The sequence below is a fragment of the Pedobacter sp. genome, assembly GCF_040513095.1.
Classification (GTDB): Bacteria; Bacteroidota; Bacteroidia; order Sphingobacteriales; family Sphingobacteriaceae; genus Pedobacter.
Window position 1 is genome coordinate 1 of record NZ_JBEVDX010000044.1, and the last position, 18,922, is coordinate 18,922.

The window sequence follows — 18,922 nt, forward strand, 5'->3', positions numbered from 1 at the left end:
AGGCTTTTCCTTTCTCGCTTCCCTTGGTGAAAAAACTCACGGTTAGGGGAAGCATAGGGAAAATACAGGGCATCAGAATAGCGGCAAGTCCACCAACAAATCCAGTTATAAAGATGGCCCATAATGATTGCTGAGCAGTTTCCTCTGTGTTCAGGACTGCACGGACTTTTGTATCCTTTGGCTGAGCTTGCACTGCAGGTTGCTTTGGTAAAGTTGCCGATGCATGGACCGCTGTATCAGCTGCAGGTTCTGAGATTTCTGTAAATTCTATTCCTGCAGTGTCAGCTGTTTGTGCGAATATATATTGTTGTGGCAGTATGATCAGAAAAAAACTGAACAGCAGAATGCTAAGCCAGATAGGGGACGTTTTCATATAGCTGTTTATTTTAACCTGCAGATAGGATGATAGTTCAAAAATTCTGTATCCGGACTCAGGTAACCTTCTTTAACAGGCTCTTCTTTCATCAGGTCAGTACTCAGGTATTTTTTGTTGCTGTCTGAGAAAATGGTAACTACACAGCTGTCCAGGCCCATTTCCTGTTGCAGTTTAATTGCACCGATTACATTGGCTCCTGAGGAGATACCCACAGCGAGGCCAAGCTGAGAAGCCAGCTTCTGGGCCATCAGGATTGAATCGCCATCATTGGCCTGCAATACCTGATCCAGTTCGGTAAGTTTGACGATCTCAGGAATAAATTCATCGGATATTCCCTGAATCCTGTGGCTGCCTACTTTATAACCTGTAGTCAGCGTTGGAGATTCTGCCGGTTCGAGGGGGTGGATTTTGATAGAGGGGTTTTTTGAACGGAGATGCCTGCCGACCCCCATAATGGTTCCGCCGGTTCCTACGCCTGCTACGAAAGCATCCGGAATAAGATTATTAAGCCTTAACTGCTCCCAGATTTCCACACCAGTTGTTTCCTGATGCGCCAGCGGATTGTCTACATTTTCGAATTGCTGGGGGAGGAATATATGTTGATTTTCAGCCGCCATAGTTTCAGCCATTTTGATACTGCCCAGAAATCCCCCCTGTTCTTTACTGATCAGTACAACCTCGGCACCAAGGCTCCGGATGATATCGATTCGTTCCTTACTCAGCCAGTTGGGCATGATGATCTTAACGGGATGGCCCATCGCTTTCCCTATTGCTGCAAAAGCTATCCCGGTATTACCGCTGGTTGCTTCAATAATTTCATCACCTGGTTTTATCTTATTGTTTTTGTAAGCATTGAAGAGTGTAAAGAGTGCAATGCGGTCCTTGATACTTCCGGTCAGGTTATAATGTTCGCATTTTACATAAATCTTGCCAGCATTCCCTTTGTATTTATACTCCAGGGCCAACATTGGGGTGTTGCCTACCAGATGCCACAAGTGTTCAAACTTGCTGGCGAGATTCGCTGTGAGCCCTGTTTCAGGCATTGTATCAATTGCTATCATTATGGCGTAATTTTTTAAAACGTGAACTACAAATACTGCCTGATCCGGCCGTATAAATATTTGGTAAAACTCCATAATGCAAATTATAATAACAATGCTTACCTTTAAAACCAGAAATTTTATGGAATATGAATGGATAACTGCCTGTTATTTCAGACTACATACATATTCTGGTTAGCTTATCATTTTTTTTTCATCCTCAGTATTGTATAAAAAGCCATGAGTACAGAATTAGACCCTACAGATAAAGAGATTTTGCGTATTTTACAGAAAGATGCCACCCTAACCAATAAGGAACTTGCCTTCAAACTGAATAAATCCATAGCCACTGTTCATGAAAGGATTAAAAAACTAAAGGAGCAGGGGTATATCAAAAGAATTGTGGCCATTTTAGACCGGAAGAAAATAGATAAAGGTTTAATTGCTTTTCCGCAGGTGCTTTTAAAGGAGCATACCGCTGAAGCGCTGATAGAATTTGAAAAAGAGGTGGCGAAATTTACTGAAGTGATGGAATGTTTCCAGCTTACGGGCTCGTCAGACTTTATCCTGAGGATTGCGACCAGTGACATGGATAGTTATCATCTTTTCCTGCGCAATAAACTGGCGACGCTACCAAATATCAGTACCGTACAAAGTTTCTTTGTGCTCTCTGAAACCAAAAGTGATACCGCTTACCCTATATAATCAACAGTCGTTCATCACTTGCCGGGATTGCCACTTGATCATTGCAGCAGACAATTGAGGAGATTCCAGTCGGAGCTGCCTGTTTACGCCAAAGCCATTTTTAAGGTAAAAATTGAGAGGTGAATAATAGGTTTGGCCATTGGTCTTCAGATAGCGGTCATGGTCTACCACCCAGCCTGTAAGCGTATATTCATCTGTTTTCAGTTTGTTGAGCAATAGGGTTCCAACCCCTTGTTTCTGAATACTGCTATCCAGGATAATAGCGAACCATGTTTCAGCTTCCCGGGAAAACTTAAATGCCCAGCCCAGGATTGCCTGGTCAAGCATGCATATAAAGTGCCTTGCACCGGGCAAATTGGCAAGATAGCAGTCCAGATCAGCAATATCTTTGTAGTTTAACTGATCAGGATATTCGTTATTCCAGAGGTTCAGGATTCCATTTTTTTGTTCCTCTGATAATTCAATAGTATGAATAACTGTCATTGCTTTAGTCAATTACAATATTTGGATGTAGTTTTTAACACTATTCTGTAAACTAATCCGTTTAATTTATTAATTATGCAATATATCTATCCTTTTATAGATATGGTGGATATTTTATATGTTTACAAAAACAAATTATTAATGAAGATTTCAAGAACCCATTTAGTATTAGCCTTCATCGGCTTAATGACGATCTCGCTACAGGCGTGTAAGACAAAAAAGATAGCAGCTAAACCTGTTCCTCCCGTAACAAAAGCGGTTGAAGAACCGGCAAAAGCACCGGCACCTGCTCCGGTTGAAAAGAAAGAAGAAGCACCGGTACCTGAAAAACCGAATTATACCTTTGACAATATCCAGTTTGAATTCAATTCAGGAGTATTGAAAACTGCTTCATTTGCTACACTTGATCAGGTAGCTACAGAGATGAAAAAAGATGAGTCAGTTAAGTTTATTTTAAACGGACACTCATCAGCTGAGGGTACGCCAGAACACAACATGTCATTGTCAGTTGACAGGGCAAACTCAGTAAAATCTTACCTGGTAAATGCAGGCATTCCTGCAGGCAACATGACCATTAAAGGTTTTGGCGCAACACAGCCTATGACTTCCAACGATACCGAGGAAGGTAAAGTGTTGAACCGTCGTGTAGAGATCAGAAAAGTTAATTAGGCTATCCTTAAACCATAGCCGCCAGCAGGCCGGATACTCAAGAGGAATATCCGGCCTTTTTATGTTAAACAAATTTTGAGCTGAAACCTTTTTTCCAGATGGTGTAATTGATTATGTGCTGTTTGCAGATATTGTACGCTGCGCTTAAAATTCTTCATAAAAACATTATTTTAAATTCAATGGTTTACATTTAGAACGTAAACCACAAGCTACATGTTAAAGAAACTCATTCTCTGTACCCTTATCACCCTGGCTGGGTTATCTTCGTTTGCACAGCCCGTCCGCGTAGCTGTTGCGGCAAATGCACAGTTCGTCCTTAAAAAACTTGCAGCTGACTTCAAAAAAAAAACTGGCATCACTGTAGAAGTAATCAGTGGAGCCTCGGGTAAACTGGCCGTGCAGATCAAAAACGGCGCACCTTACGCTATATTTCTGTCAGCTGATATGAACTTTGCACAGGGCCTGTACAATGAAGGATTTACGCTGAACAAACCAAAGATTTATGCCCTTGGAAGCCTGATCGTCTGTTCTTCTACTGGTACCGACCTGAAAAAGTGGAAGTCTTATGTCAGCAGTAATTCGGCAGGGAAAATCGCAATTGCCAATCCCAGGGTTGCTCCTTATGGCAAGGCTGCGGAAGAGACGCTGAACTATTATAAAATCTATCAGCAGGCTGCACCCAGGCTGGTATTCGCTGAAAGTATCAGCCAGGTGAATACCTATGTATTGCAGGGTGCAGTTTCAATTGGCTTCACTACACAATCCCTCGTGTATGAACTTCCTTCCTCGCAGCGCTTTCAGTGGCAGAAGGTTGAAACATCGGCTTATGCTCCGATTGAACAGGGGGCCGTACTGCTGAAATATTCAAAGAACAGAAATTATGTGAATAATAAAAGATTTTTTGATTATCTTTTCTCTGCAGCTGCAAAAGCTATTTTCAGGCAATTTGGCTATACTACAGCATAAAAGAGAACTTAATGGAATGGACACCTATATGGCTAAGCTTAAAGCTTGCTGCTGTAACAACCTTTATCCTTTTAATCCTTGGCATTCCCCTGGCGTACTGGCTGTCCAGGCGCAGTTCATGGCTTAAGGTAATAATAGAAGCTGTGCTTACAATGCCCCTGGTTTTGCCACCTTCAGTTCTTGGCTTTTACCTGCTGCTCAGTTTTAGTCCCAACAGTTTCTTGGGTCACTGGCTGCTTGACTATTTTAACCTGAGTCTGGTATTCTCTTTTGAAGGGTTGGTCGTGGCTTCTGTGATCTACAGTCTTCCCTTTATGGTTAGTCCGGTTAAGTCAGCACTGGCGCATTTACCGGCATCGCTTGCAGAAGCATCCTATACCATGGGTAAGTCTAAGCTGGAAACTTTTTTCCAGGTACAGCTGCCAAATATCAAGTCTTCCCTGTGGACCGCCATTGTACTTACTTTTGCGCACACCCTCGGAGAGTTTGGCGTAGTGCTGATGATCGGCGGAAGGCTTGAAGGCACAACAAAAGTTGCTTCTATTGCAATTTATGATGCCGTAGATAACAACCAGTACCATGAAGCCAATTTATATTCACTTGTCTTGTTCGCTATCACATTTGTCATCGTGGTACTTGTCTTTGTATTGAACAGAAATGCTTTGAGAGGGCCGTTAGAATGATACATATAGAAATAGAAAAAAAAATCAGGACCTATAGGGGCATCAGCAGGTTGATCGTTAAGGATACAATTCCAGCCGGTTCTGTTACCAAAGTCCATGGACCTTCAGGAGCCGGGAAGACTACATTCCTCAGAATAATAGCCGGTCTGGTTGAGCCGGATCAGGGAAAGATAGAGCTGAACGGAGAGATCTGGCTCGATACTACTGAGAAAATCAACCTTTCTCCGCAGCAAAGGAAAGCTGGTTTTGTATTTCAGGATTACGCCCTTTTCCCAAATATGACTGTCGGCGCGCATCTTCAATATGCCAGTAATGATCAGGCTTTAATTCAAAGACTGTTACAGATAGGAAAGATGGAAAGTTTTGAAAGCCACAAACCGCAGCAGCTGTCCGGTGGGCAGCAGCAGCGCCTGTCGATACTTCGTGCCCTTGCACTCCGTCCAAAGTTGCTGTTGATGGATGAAGCCTTTTCGGCAATGGACGATGAACTGCGGGAAGAGCTGATTACTGAACTGAAGATTATATTAAGAGAATTCGGAACTACTACAATTATTGTAAGCCATCATGCGCAGGAAACTCTCGGCTTTGCCGACCGCAGTTTAAAGATTGATTAGATTAATTTGCACAACATGATTTTTTTTAAGACAGAAGAAGAATTAGAGATAATGCACAGCAATGCCATGCTGGCAAGCAATACCATTACAGAAATCGCTAAGGTACTGAAATCCGGCATTACTACGCTCAGTCTGGATGAACTTGCGGATGAATTTATCCGTGACCATGGCGCAGTATCATCTTTCTACAATTTCCAGGGTTATCCTTTTCACATCTGTACTTCAATAAACGATGTCATCGTACAGGGGCCTCCCTCCAAAAGAACGATACAGGAAGGGGATGTTGTATCCATTGATGTAGGGGTACTCAAAAATGAATTTTATGGAGAACATGTCTATACTTTTATAGTAGGAGAAACTACTCCCGAGATACTCAAATTACGCAGGATTGCCAAAGAATCTCTGTTTGCCGGACTTGAGGAAGCTTTTGCCGGCAATCACATGGGCGAGATCTGCAGTGCCATACAGCACTACAATGAAAAAAAGGGTTACGGAGTGATCCGGGAATCAGGGGGCCATGCTATTGGCCGTTCGATGCACGAATTGCCTGAAGTGCCCAATTACGGCAGGAGGGGGACAGGAATAGAAATGCGGCAGAATCTTGTGCTGGCCATTGAACCTCTGGTGAACCTGGGGACCCAGGAAATCATTGAAGATAAGGATGGCTCATACAGGACTGCCGATGGCCTGGCTTCTGTACATTTTGAACATATAGTCTGTATCAAGCCGGAGAAAGGATGGATACTCACAGATTTTGACCCTATTGAAAAAGCAGAAAAAGCCAATAAAAATCTCAATGCTTCTTACGACGAATAGGAATTATTCTGGCTTCAATTCATTTTGTTCTTGCTATTTTTGCAGCAATGAAAGCCGAAATCACAAATTTTCACCAGGATGGTGAAGCTCTTAAATCAGGTACGATCTTATTGATGGCTATTGCCGCAGGAATAACTGTAGCCAATATTTATTACAACCAGCCAATTTTGAAAGAAATGGCCTTATCACTGCAAGCCAGCGATGCTGAAATAGGCAGGGTCTCTATGTTTTCACAAATGGGATATGGACTGGGCATGTTCTTCCTGATCCCTCTGGGTGATATGCTCAACCGCAAGAAGCTGATCCTTCTGCTGATGGTTTCCCTGGCGATCGTCCTGATACTCATGGTGCTTTCCAAAGGTGTAGTTTTTGTATGGATACTCAGTTTGCTGATCGGCATCTGCTCCGCCCCGGCCCAGATCATTTTGCCGATGGCTGCAAGCCTGGATAAAATTAACCGCGGTAAAACCGTGGGCATAGTATTCAGTGGTATCCTTGTAGGTATTCTCGGCTCCAGGGTCATCAGTGGTTTTATAACCGACTGGTTTGGCTGGCGTGCCGTCTATGGCATTTCGGCAGTTATGGTGCTTTCAATTACTGTACTCCTCAAATTATATTTACCTGACGTAAAACATAAGTTTTCAGGAAATTACGTCGAATTGCTTAAATCAACACTACAGCTTGTCAAAGAACACAGGATTCTCCGTGAATCAGCCATTCTGGGTGCTTTTACCTTTGGTATATTCTGCTCGTTCTGGACTACAGTTACGTTTTACCTGAGCGGACCTGCCTTTAACTTCCATGCTGATACGATCGGATTATTCGGACTTGTAGCCATAGGCGGCGCGCTGGTAGCACCATATTTTGGGAAGCTGGCAGATAAAGGCAATACACGCAGTTCATTGCTGATGACAGTAGGCATGATCATCTGCAGCCTGGTGCTGCTCAAAGTATTCCCGCTCTCGGTAATTGTAATGATCATTGCGATCTTCGTACTTGATATTGGTGTGCAGGCTACTCAGATTACCAACTTTGCCAAAATCTATTCTCTGGATGAGAATTCACACAGCCGTTTGAATACCATCTACATGACCACCTATTTTATAGGCGGGGGCATCGGAACTTTTTTTGGCCTTTTGTGCTGGAAACACGGCGGCTGGGAGTTGTCTACATGGCAAATGCTTACCTGGTCCTTTATTGCACTGGCTATCGTCTTCTTTTCTAAAAAGTGATTTTTTACGCGAAACAATTGCTTTAGCCGTGTTGTTCTGAAAGGGTAAATTAAAACAACATCCCGATGAGCAATATATTAACAGCTGGTACACCGGCACCCGATTTTATCCTGCAAAGTTCTGCAGGAACATCAGCAGGTGATGCCGGAGAAATGGTTAAACTCAGTGATTTAAAAGGTAAAAATGTAGTGCTTGCTTTTTATCCGGCAGATTGGAGCGCGGTATGTGGCGATCAGCTTGCCCTCTATAATGAGCTGATCCCGATGTTTGATAAACTGGATGCTGAACTGATCGGGATCTCGGTAGACAGTGCTTTCTGCCATCAGGCATTTCGTGAAAACAGAAATTACAAGGTTAAACTGCTGGCTGATTTTGAGCCCAAAGGAGAAGTAGCCAGGAAGTATGGTGTTTACCGCGAACATGACGGCTTTACTGAGCGCGCATTATTTGTGATCGATGCAGATGGCCTGATACGCTGGAGTTATCTTTCTCCGATGGATGTAAACCCAGGAGCAAATCATATTTTAGAAGCATTGAAAGAAATTAAGGAAGGAGTGCAGCATGACTGATAACGGGAATGACTTAACAGTACCTGTAAATGATAGTGATCATGTCCAGGGAAATCCTGATGCAGCAATCGTACTGGTAGAATACGGTGATTATGAGTGTATGCACTGCAGAAGGGCATATCCGGTAATCAAGAAAATTCAAAGACATCTTGGCGATGATATCTGTTTTGTATTCCGAAACTTTCCGCTTGCCCAATCGCATCCCCACGCAGAACACGCAGCTGAAGCGTCTGAGATTGCGGACCAGGCTGGTAAGTTCTGGGAGTATCACGATAAACTGTATGAAAACCAGCATGCGCTGGATGATAAGAGCCTTGGAGAGTATGCCCAACAGTTGGGGCTGGATCGGGAGGATTTTTCTGGGCGATTGCAATCCGCTGAGTTTGCAGAAAAGGTACAGCAGGATTTTATGAGTGGGGTAGAAAGCGGCGTAAACGGAACGCCCTCTTTCTTTGTGAATGGAAGCAGGTATGACGGCATCTGGGAATATGAACCCTTTATGGAATATCTTTCTGCATTAAGGTAATTGTTATACCCTCCCGAAGCCGGAGAATTGTTATACTTTTATAGCATATCAATCTAATGTGAAGCGTTCAGCAAGTCCATGAAATTATCACCTAAATACAATCCGGTTCCCTTTATCAGGGAAAACTACAAGATCATGTTCAGCTATGTCTTTACCCTGTTTTTTGTGGGTCTGGGCATCTGGTTCATTCAGCATGAACGGGAAGAGCTGCAGCAGGTACGACATCTTGTAGTTACCTCTAAATGGAACTGGATCACGTTTGGTGTGGTATTGAGTGTGATCTATGTATTTGTACATGGGGAAATGTACAGGGCAGCTTTCGCTGCGGTTGGAAGTAAAGTCGGGCTGATCGATGCTACGCTGCTGTACATGAAGAGAAATTTCGTCAGCGTATTCCTGCCTGCGGGCGGGGTTTCATCGCTGGCATTCTTTAGCAGTGATATTGAGAAGAAGGGGGTAAGCAAATCCCAGGTCAATTTTGCCTCTTCAATTTATGGTTTTGTAGGTATCCTCAGCGTGGTAGTGATAGCTATTCCAGTGTTCATCTATGCCATCTTTGAAGGCAGTATTGGGGCTGGAGAATGGTTTGGGCTCCTTGCTGTATTTGGCCTGATCGCTGCAGTATATCTCATTTACAGATCGGTTGTCAGCCACAACAGTTTTTACAGGCTGGCTGTTAAATATATTCCTGCCATAGAGATTTTTCTAGGTGAGTTCAAAAACAACCAGATAGAGCGAAAAAGTTTTATCAGGACCTTTCTCTGGAGCATGCTGATCGAGATCTTTGGTATCGTGCATATTTATATCGCAATGGTGGCGCTCAACATTCAGCCTTCCCTGTTAATAGCAACGGTAAGTTATGTGGTTGGGGTGGTATTTCTGATCATTTCTCCTTTTTTACGCGGGCTCGGAGCTGTAGAAGCATCCATGACCTTTATGCTGGTCAGGATGGGTTATTCTGAAGCAGCGGCAGTATCTGTTACTTTCCTATACAGGTTCATGGAGTTCTGGATCCCGCTTTTGCTCGGTGCCCTGAGTTTCCTGATAAAGATCAATAAGTTGCTTATGCGTATTGTCCCGGCATTACTTATTCTCGCATTGGGAATCGTAAATATTGTATCTGTACTTACGCCAGCGATCCATGAACGACTTGTATTTCTGAAAAATTTCCTGCCGGTATCTGCCATAGCAGTATCTAACTACTTTGTACTGGTGGCCGGTTTATTTCTGCTGGTGACTGCTGCATTTATGCTGAAAGGATTGCGAATGGCCTGGTATTTTGCGCTGGCACTCTGTTTGCTTTCTCTTGTAGGTAATCTTACAAAAGCGATCGACTACGAAGAAGCGAGTTTTTCTGTGATCGTCATCATCGGACTGATTGCATCGCGCAGGGAATATTATGTCAAACACAATTCGAGGCTGCGGTACCTGGGCATCCAAACTACACTGCTCAGCATTGCTGCGGTAGTATTGTATGGCACCATCGGATTTTACTTCCTGGATGCAAAGCACTTCAATGTAGATTTCAGTTTTTTGCAGTCAGTGCGGTATACGCTGGAAAATTTTGTGCTGGTTGAAAGTGAAGACCTGATTGCGCAGGATTCATTTGCTCAGGGATTTCTCTATTCTATTAATTTTAGTGGTTTCCTGTCGCTTGCATTCCTGGTTTATACGCTGATCCGTCCTTATATTCTCAAAGATACCACTGAAGAGGAAGAATTGGAATGGGCAAAGGCGCAGCTGGATAAATATGGTAACTCTGCCATGGATTACTTTAAAACTTACCAGGATAAACTGATCTACCGTTCAGAAGAAATGGAAGGATTTATCTCGTACCGGATATCGGGCAATTTTGCGGTGGTGCTTGAATCTCCTGTAACCGCGGAGGAGAACCTGAAAGCCTTTATCAGGTCATTTGACAAGTATTGTTTTGAAAGTGGTGTAAAAAGCTTTTACTACCGTGTGGCAGAAGATACGCTGGAGCATTTTAAGGCCTGTGGCAAAAAGAGCCTTTACCTTGGGCAGGAAGGGGTCGTAGATCTGACTGCATTTACCCTGGAGGGCGGCAACAGAAAATCTATCCGCAATGCACTCAAAAAAGTAGTTGAGAAAGGCTTCCAGAGCAAGATCTATACTGCTCCGGTAAAAGATGGCCTGCTCCAAAAGATCAAATCTGTTTCGGATGAATGGCTCGAAGACACGGAAAGGGAAGAAATTGTATTTTCACAGGGCATGTTCGACTGGGAAGAACTGAAACATCAAACCATCATTACGGTAGAAAACGCCGAAGAAAAGATTGTAGCTTTTCTAAATGTGATACCTGACTATGCCAAAGGCGAAGGTACTTATGATCTGATCAGAAAGACTAAGGATGCTCCGAACGGGGTGATTGATTTTATACTGGTGGAATTGTTCAAACACCTGAAGGAAATTGGCTGTACATCAGTGAATATTGGCTTTGCGCCCTTATCCGGATTGGACGACCCCAAGAATTTAACCGAGCGCTCGATGAAATTTGCCTATGAGAAGATCAGGTCTTTTTCTCATTATAAAGGATTAAGGGATGCTAAAGATAAGTTTTCGCCCGTATGGCATAACAAATATCTGGTGTACGACCAGGATTATGACCTGATCCAGGTTCCTGCGGTGCTCTCAAAAGTTATCAGGCCATAAGTATTCGCTAAATTCTCCGATGATAAATTATATCTGCGTGTTTTTGCATTTTTTTATATGAAGTAGGCAAGAATTGTCATTTATAAATCCATATCTTTAAAATATCAACGATTAAGAAGTTTTATTGCTGTTCTGTGCGGTACTTTTTATCGTTCATGTGCAGGGTTAAAGATTTAAACCAAAGGATTTTTATACAATGAACAACCAAATTTCGAAATTAGCGGATATCTCAGCTGCGTCAACACGGATTATTGCTGGTTTAATGTCGGGGACCTCCCTGGACGGTCTGGATATAGCACTGTGCGAATTCAGCGGTTCTGGCTTTGAAACCCGTTTTAAAGTGCTTCATTTTATCACTTTCCCTTACGCAGAGTCATTCAAGGAACAGTTGAAATCCATTTCGTTTAAAGCAGAGGTGAGCCTGCAGGAGGTTACTTTACTAAATGCTGTTATCGGTACCTACTCCGCCGAACTGATTCTGGATGCCCTGAAGTTATGGGATTACCCGGTGGATGCCGTCGACCTGATCGCGAGTCACGGGCAGACAATCTTCCACGCGCCGTTCTCTCTTCATCAGAAGATCTCTTATCCGGATGCTACTCTGCAGATAGGCGACGGTGACCATATTGCGGTGAAGACAGGCATCATCACCCTCAGCGATTTCAGGCAGAAACATATCGCCGCAGGAGGCGAGGGCGCACCGCTTGCCGTATATGGCGATCATCTCCTGTTTTCAAGTGCTGATGAAAACCGGATATTGTTAAATATCGGCGGGATTTCAAACTTCACCTATTTACCTGCCGGTCGGGATGCCAGCCTGGTTTTTTCCACAGATGTAGGTCCGGGGAATACCATGATGGACCAGTTTGTCCAGTTAAATTACCCGGGAAAATATTATGACCAGGATGCTGCTATAGCAAAAAGCGGAACAGCGAATGAAGAATTGCTGAGCGCGTTGATGAAAAATGAGTTTTTTGATGATCCCTTCCCGAGAACCACAGGGCCGGAGTTATTCAATATGGCTTATCTGCAGGCTGCACAAAATGCATCTTCACAACAGGGTTTACCTCCCGAAGATATTCTTGCATCGCTCTGCGAGTTTACTGCCAGAAGCATTATTGCTGCCATCAGAAATTCTATCAATGACCAGTCGTTTCAAGTTTACCTCAGCGGCGGCGGAATGCATAACCCGCTGCTTGTGGAGAAACTGTCAGAGGGTTTGGGCTTTGGCCTAAGAAACACAGCAGAACTGGGCATAGATCCGGATGCCAAGGAAGCAGTTCTCTTTGCCCTGCTTGCCAATGAATGTGTAGCAGGAGGGGATATCAATTTTGGCTCCCGGCAGGGAATACCAAGCGTTACCATGGGTAAAATTAGTCTGCCTTACTGAGATAAGGCCTACCAATAAGAATGAACCAAACAACCAACCTATCCAATCCTGATTATGAGAAAAACTTTACTCAACCGACCCTACCAGCTATCCTTTGCGCTGGTACTCTTACTCCTGTGTTATGCAGGTCTGGGTATGGCACAGACACAGAATTACACTATCAAAGGTGTGATTACTGATGCCAGAACCAATGAACCAATCCCGGGTGCCACAGTCAGAATCAGCAATGCTGCGGGCGGCGCTGTTGCCGGCAGCAGCGGAGCCTATCAGCTGAGTACTACGGTTAAACCCGGCAAATACCAGCTTACTTTTAGTTTCATCGGCTACACCCCGGTTCTGAAAGATGTTGTACTTGGCAGCAGTGCGGCGATCAGCCTCGATGCAAAGATCAGTGAGGATTATCTCCGCCTGAACGAAGTTGTAGTAACCGGAACGGCTGTTGCCACAAGCCGCAAGACCCTTGGTAATGCAATTTCTACCGTAAACGCTGGGGATATTGCCAACAGTTCGGCCACTTCAGTAGACCAGGCACTGGCCGGTAAGATCTCTGGCGCGCAGATCACGCAGAACTCCGGTAATCCTGCCGGCGGTATCAGTGTAAGACTGCGTGGTACCAGTACTGTGGCCGGTTCAGGTGATCCGCTCTACATTGTGGATGGGGTAATTGTAAACAATAACTCGACAGAACTACTGGATCTTGGTGGGTATTCCCAGAACCGGATGGTAGACATCAACCCAAATGACATCGACCATATGGAGATCATCAAAGGTGCTGCTGCTGCTGCAATCTACGGGTCACGGGCCAGCAATGGGGTAGTACAGATTTTTACCAAGAAAGGGAAAGCAGGGAAAACACAGTTTGATTTCTCTTCACAACTGAAGATCAGCGAACTGAGAAAGAAGCTGGAAATCAATGAATATCCATTCCGCTTCAATAACACTACACTGACAGACTTATCGCAAACTGCAGTAACACGTTACGATTACCAGGATGATATTTTCAGAACTGCAATAGGAACGGAAAACAATATGTCTGTTTCCGGCGGTACTGAAAATACGCAGTATTATGTAAGCGGCAACTTCCTGAGTAACCAGGGTATTATCGATGCGACAAATTTCAGAAGGGCTGGTGTACGTGCTAAAATAGATCAGAAACTGAATAACTGGCTGAAGATGTCTATCGGTACAAATTATATTTTAAGCACAAGTCATGAAGTGCCTAACGGCGGTATCAATGAGGCATACGGTGCCTTAACGGGATTCATATTCGCAAATAATTACATTAATCCAAATCCTGTCAACGGGGTATACCCGGCTTTAGCTACCGCCGTAGCCCGGACCAATCCGCTCGAAGCGATCAACAGGTTTGATTTTCAGCAGCGTACATCGCGATTTATCGGAGATTTTCAATTGATGGCCAACCCCATAAAAGGATTAAACATCAATTATGTACTGGGATATGATAATGCTACCCAGATCGGTACAGGTTATATCCCGGTAGGCAATACCACGCCCAGTTACAATACAGGTTATTCAAGGAGGGCAGATCAGACGACTTTTCTGGTAAACAACGATTTGAACATCTCATATCAAACCAAAATAAATGACTGGTTAGAATCTACCTCAGGTATCGGAGGTACCGCACAAAGCCAGAAAACATACCAGACTGGCCTTACTGCTACATTGCTGGGCCCGATAGGGCAGACAATCAATAATGGTGTCTCAATAGCTACTGAATACCGAAGTGATGTAAACATTATGGGAGCTTTTGTACAGCAGACTTTTGGGATATTGAATAAGTTCTACATCACTGGAGCTGCCCGTTATGACGAGTCTTCAGTTTTCGGTGAAAAATTCAGAGGACAGTTCTATCCAAAAGTAAGCGGCAGTTATGTAGTCTCGAATGAGAAATTCTGGACAGATTCTAAAATCTCCAGCGTGATCTCCAGCTTTAAGATCCGTTCTTCCTATGGTCAGGCCGGAAACCTAACCGCCATCGGAGCATATGACAGAACCACATCTTACGTTCCTTTGAATCTATCAGGCCAGGCTTCGGTGACCTCGCCGGCATTGCTTGGAAATCCTGATATCAAGCCGGAACGCCAGACGGAGTTTGAGATTGGTACTGACATGAGCTTTTTTAAAGACAGGCTGAGCTTCGAATTCAGTTATTATAAAAAGGATGTAAAAGATCTGATTCTACTGGCTAGTCTTGCACCTACTGAGGGGTATTTAAGTCAGTATCTCAACATCGGTACCATGACCAATAAAGGTATCGAACTGATGGTAAGGGCGGTGCCAATTCTGAAGGACAATTTCAGATGGAATATTTCTGCCACCTACTCAAGAAACCGTAACCAGGTAAATGATATCCCGGGTGGCGTGCTGTTGTTTGCAGGTGGTTTCAGTCAGGTTGCCGCTATAAACGGAGCACCTCTGGGCACCTTTTATTCTACTTATTTTGCCCGCAACGCAGATGGTTCACTGCTGCTGACTGCAGGTGGCTTACCGCAAACGGAAAAGGTGGGCAGGGATGCTAACGGACAGCCATCTGGTGCAACCCTTAAAAAGGTGATAGGCGATCCCAATCCTGACTGGATCGGTTCCCTGATCAATGAGATCAGCATCGGCAAACACTGGTCGTTCCGTACACAATTTGATGCTTCCATCGGTGGTGATGTATTTAACTTTACAAAACGTGTGGGCGACCGCGACTTATATGGCGGACTCAAAGGTTATGAGCCAGAACTGAGGGGTGAAGTGCCAAAAGGAACTTCGGCTGCGCTCTTCTCCATCTTTGAAAACTGGATTGAAGATGGCTCTTATGTAAAACTTAGAGAAGCTTCAGTAAGCTACACGTTTAAACCAGGTTTTCTGAAAACCGGTAATATGAGGTTTAACCTCTCGGGACGTAACCTATTGTCGTTCGACAAATACAGCGGATATGATCCTGAGGTGAATGCTGCGGGACAAAGCTCTGCCGTTCGCGGGTTCGATTTTGTAGAGGTGCCTATACCGAGAATGATCGTAGCAGGTTTTAACATAACTTTTTAAGTAGTATTCAAATAAGACAACATGAACAAGATATATAGTCCTATCAAAATTACACTGCTCGCCGGGTTGCTGCTTTTTGCAGGAAGCTGTAAAATGGAAACGGTGAACCTTAATGCACCCGAAGAAGAAGATGTACTCAGCACCAGAGAAGGAATTATTGGTTTAAGTGTAGGCCTGAGACAATTTCAATCTACCAGCGGTATCAATGCAGCGTATTTTTATCCTGCAGTAACTTCGAGGGAATTATCAGGAGTAGCAACTTTTACCAATGTACTGGAGCTTGAAGCAGGTGGAACGGCTTTACCAACAGCAAATGGTAATATCCTTACCTTATGGTCAAATTCTCAGCGACTGATGACCATGAGCCAGAACGTTATTGACAATGCACCGAAAGTAACTACGATAACCGGTGGCCTGCTCTCAGGAATAATAGCTAATGCAGAGCTGTTTAAAGCAATTTCCCTGGGGACGCTTGCAGCCTCTTTCGAACAGGCAAACATCACCACCAGTCAGACGGAAAAGGTTAAATTTTTACCAAGGCTGCAGGTACTTGCCGAGGCAATACGCCTGCTGGATGATGCAGTCGCCAGGATCAATACTACGCCTGCTACAACAGAATTCACTACGCTAGTATCAGGAACTTCTTTTGATTTAAAGAGTGTTTTGTATTATTATAGTGCCAGGTATAACCTGATGGCCGGCAATTATGCCGCGGCCCTCGTAAGCGCCAATTTCGTTGATCAGACTAAAGCCAATGCTTACCAGTACAATGCACAAAGTGTAAACCCGATCTGGAACAATATCAATACGCTGAAGTATTATACCCCGAGAGCTGCCTTTGGCTTGCCTGAAGGCTTGTTTGAGGCTGGAGATCAGCGTCTTAATTTTTACGTAACAACTGCTACCAGCACATCTGCAACTGGTGTAGTTACTACCACGCGGACGCTGACGGGATTCGGACTTTCGCAAACATCCATTGTTCCTGTTTTTCTGCCGGACGACGTAAAACTGATCAAGGCAGAAGCAATCCTGAGAAGCGGTGGCCCACTGGCTGATGCATTAACGCAGATCAATCTGGTAAGAACACAAACTACAGGTGATCCGTTTGGTGTTTATGCTGGATTACCTGCTTATTCAGGCGCAGTTACCCAGGCAGATTTGTTGACAGAGGTTTACCGGCAGCGCTGTGCAGAGTTATTCCTTACCGGACAACGATGGGAAGATTCACGCCGTTTCGGCCGTCCGTTCTCGGTAAGCAATTTTACAGAGCGCAACAGGAACTTTTATCCTTATCCTGATCAGGAAAGATTAAATAATCCCAATACACCGGCAGATCCGGCGATTTAATATATTTATCCTATGATCAATAAAAGAATAGCCAGCTTTATATTATTTGCAATTTTTGGCGGCAACGTTACCCTGATGGCACAAGACAGCCATCAGGGTAACCTGCTTTGGCTGCAAAACGAGCGGGACGCAGAAAAAAACACAGTCATCGCTAATAAAGGATCAATTCCCATTATCGGACTGGAAGACCTGGCCGCGGTAAGCGTCAACATGGGCGCTGCAAACAGCGCGGTTTTCAATTCACTGCTCAATAAATATGTAAAAGTGGATACCCTGCAGGGATACCCGCCTACGGATCGGAAGGGCTACCTGCATTTGAACGATGACCTCAAGCTGTGCCGCACAGCAATATTCCAGTTCTCTGATGCCAGCGTCTATGACCAGCAGCTTTATGGTTTTTTGCAGGAAATGGAAAAAACCAAAACAGTGATCGTTACAGTTGCAGGCAAAACAGATCATACGGATTTTTTTAAAGGGCTTAAAGCTTCGGTTTTATGGTGTAAAAAGGCAAGCCCTGAAGGAGCCGCGGTACTTGCGCAGCTAATATTTGGGGGGATCAGTCTGGATAAAACTCCGATCCGTCTAAAATATACCGTACCTGAAGACGTGGGAATCAACCGGGCTAACCTGGATAGCATTGCCCTGGTAATGAAAGAAGCGATCGCTGCGACCGCTGCGCCAGGAGGAGTGGTCATGGTACTTAAGGATGGAAAAGTCATCTACAACAAGGCTTTTGGTAAGCACACCTACACAGGGAACCGTGAAACCCTGACCACAGATATTTTTGATATGGCATCACTCACCAAAACTTCTGCCACTACACTTGAAGTGATGCGGCTGGTGGAACAAGGGAAACTAGGGCTGGACAGCACCATTAGTAAATACATTGCGAGAACGCGGGACATGACCGATAAGAAAGATATTATGGTAAAGGAAGTTATGCTGCACCAGGCCGGATTTACTCCTTTTATCCCTTTTTATACGCAATTGAAACCTGGGGATATGAGTACGGTTAAATCTGATAAATACCCCACTGAGGTTGCCGACAACTATTATATCCGGGCAAATTATTACCAGGATGTAATGTGGCCGCAGATGCTGGCAGATAAGGCTTTAACGCGCGGAAAGTTTATCTACAGTGACCTGAGCATGTATTACATGAAGGAAATAGTGGAGAAAGTTTCTGCAAGTCCACTCAATGTTTATACAGACCAGCATTTCTACAAACCACTGGGCATGCAGACAGCAGGTTTTCTGCCACGTGACCATTTCCCCAAAGACAGGATTGTACCCACTACTGAAAACGACAGCTGGTTCAGGGATATGCTTGTACAGGGTTTTGTAGATGATCCGGGAGCTGCTATGGCAGGCGGGGTAAGCGGGCATGCGGGTTTCTTTGCTTCAGCTAATGATATGGCGATACTTTACCAGATGCTGTTAAATAAAGGGGTTTATGGCGGTCAGCAGTATTACAAATCGGAAACGGTGACTGAATTTACCTCAGGCCAATCGAAAGTGAGCCGCAGGGGGTACGGGTTCGACCGTAAAGATCCTGACCAGAGCAAAGGATATCCTTCGTACCTGGCTTCATCAAAGGTTTTTGGACATACTGGTTATACCGGCACCTGTGTCTGGGTTGACCCGTCCTGCAACCTGGTGTATATCTTTTTATCTAACCGTGTTTATCCTGATGCAAAAAGGAATGCTTTGCTCACGCTGAATATCAGAGGCAGGATTCAGGATATTATTTACCGTGCTATACAGAAGGGTACCAGGTAA

16 protein-coding genes and 1 pseudogene are annotated in these 18,922 nt (G+C 44.3%); 14 read left to right on the forward strand and 3 right to left on the reverse strand.

Annotated elements, in window-relative coordinates; genetic code table 11:
- Positions 1-373: pseudogene (locus tag ABWY16_RS06415) on the reverse strand (hypothetical protein); the annotation flags it as partial.
- A gap of 8 nt (positions 374-381) precedes the next feature.
- Positions 382-1,437 (reverse strand): PLP-dependent cysteine synthase family protein, encoded by a 1,056-nt coding sequence (locus ABWY16_RS06420; protein WP_353903824.1) that lies wholly within the window; start codon positions 1,435-1,437, stop codon positions 382-384.
- Between the two features lie 219 nt (positions 1,438-1,656).
- Here ABWY16_RS06420 and ABWY16_RS06425 point away from each other — a divergent pair, with 219 nt between their 5' ends.
- Positions 1,657-2,121: an Lrp/AsnC family transcriptional regulator gene (locus tag ABWY16_RS06425; RefSeq protein WP_353903825.1), complete on the forward strand. Its 465-nt coding sequence runs from the start codon at positions 1,657-1,659 to the stop codon at positions 2,119-2,121.
- Here the strand turns inward: ABWY16_RS06425 and ABWY16_RS06430 are convergent, their stop codons facing one another.
- A complete protein-coding gene (locus ABWY16_RS06430; RefSeq protein WP_353903826.1) occupies positions 2,122-2,604 on the reverse strand; it encodes a GNAT family N-acetyltransferase in 483 nt (160 codons plus the stop codon).
- 141 nt (positions 2,605-2,745) lie between these two features.
- Between ABWY16_RS06430 and ABWY16_RS06435 the strand changes: the two genes are divergently transcribed.
- From ABWY16_RS06435 to ABWY16_RS06495, 13 genes are all read left to right on the forward strand, one after another.
- A complete protein-coding gene (locus tag ABWY16_RS06435) occupies positions 2,746-3,273 on the forward strand; it encodes an OmpA family protein (RefSeq protein WP_353903827.1) in 528 nt (175 codons plus the stop codon).
- Positions 3,274-3,486: 213 nt separating this feature from the next.
- Complete coding sequence (gene modA, locus ABWY16_RS06440) at positions 3,487-4,239, forward strand: molybdate ABC transporter substrate-binding protein (RefSeq protein ID WP_353903828.1); 753 nt, start codon at positions 3,487-3,489, stop codon at positions 4,237-4,239.
- An 11-nt stretch (positions 4,240-4,250) separates the two neighbouring features.
- Positions 4,251-4,922, forward strand: coding sequence for a molybdate ABC transporter permease subunit (modB, locus tag ABWY16_RS06445; RefSeq protein ID WP_353903829.1), 672 nt, complete (start codon positions 4,251-4,253; stop codon positions 4,920-4,922).
- A complete protein-coding gene (locus ABWY16_RS06450; RefSeq protein ID WP_353903830.1) occupies positions 4,919-5,536 on the forward strand; it encodes a sulfate/molybdate ABC transporter ATP-binding protein in 618 nt (205 codons plus the stop codon). Before modB ends, ABWY16_RS06450 begins: the two co-directional genes overlap by 4 nt.
- A 15-nt stretch (positions 5,537-5,551) precedes the next feature.
- On the forward strand, positions 5,552-6,352 hold the full coding sequence (map, locus tag ABWY16_RS06455; RefSeq protein ID WP_353903831.1) for a type I methionyl aminopeptidase: 801 nt from the start codon (positions 5,552-5,554) through the stop codon (positions 6,350-6,352).
- A 47-nt stretch (positions 6,353-6,399) separates the two neighbouring features.
- The gene (locus tag ABWY16_RS06460) at positions 6,400-7,584 is read left to right on the forward strand and encodes an MFS transporter (protein WP_353903832.1); all 1,185 of its coding nucleotides are present in this window, start codon (positions 6,400-6,402) and stop codon (positions 7,582-7,584) included.
- Between the two features lie 65 nt (positions 7,585-7,649).
- On the forward strand, positions 7,650-8,153 hold the full coding sequence (locus ABWY16_RS06465; protein WP_353903833.1) for a redoxin domain-containing protein: 504 nt from the start codon (positions 7,650-7,652) through the stop codon (positions 8,151-8,153).
- Complete coding sequence (locus ABWY16_RS06470; RefSeq protein ID WP_353903834.1) at positions 8,146-8,679, forward strand: DsbA family protein; 534 nt, start codon at positions 8,146-8,148, stop codon at positions 8,677-8,679. Before ABWY16_RS06465 ends, ABWY16_RS06470 begins: the two co-directional genes overlap by 8 nt.
- Before the next feature lie 78 nt (positions 8,680-8,757).
- On the forward strand, positions 8,758-11,352 hold the full coding sequence (locus ABWY16_RS06475; protein WP_353903835.1) for a phosphatidylglycerol lysyltransferase domain-containing protein: 2,595 nt from the start codon (positions 8,758-8,760) through the stop codon (positions 11,350-11,352).
- A 196-nt stretch (positions 11,353-11,548) separates the two neighbouring features.
- Positions 11,549-12,742: an anhydro-N-acetylmuramic acid kinase gene (locus ABWY16_RS06480; protein WP_353903836.1), complete on the forward strand. Its 1,194-nt coding sequence runs from the start codon at positions 11,549-11,551 to the stop codon at positions 12,740-12,742.
- A gap of 54 nt (positions 12,743-12,796) precedes the next feature.
- Positions 12,797-15,796, forward strand: a complete 3,000-nt coding sequence (locus ABWY16_RS06485; RefSeq protein WP_353903837.1) for a SusC/RagA family TonB-linked outer membrane protein — start codon at positions 12,797-12,799, stop codon at positions 15,794-15,796.
- A gap of 21 nt (positions 15,797-15,817) precedes the next feature.
- Positions 15,818-17,143, forward strand: coding sequence for a RagB/SusD family nutrient uptake outer membrane protein (locus ABWY16_RS06490; RefSeq protein ID WP_353903838.1), 1,326 nt, complete (start codon positions 15,818-15,820; stop codon positions 17,141-17,143).
- A 12-nt stretch (positions 17,144-17,155) separates the two neighbouring features.
- Positions 17,156-18,922 (forward strand): serine hydrolase domain-containing protein, encoded by a 1,767-nt coding sequence (locus ABWY16_RS06495; protein WP_353903839.1) that lies wholly within the window; start codon positions 17,156-17,158, stop codon positions 18,920-18,922.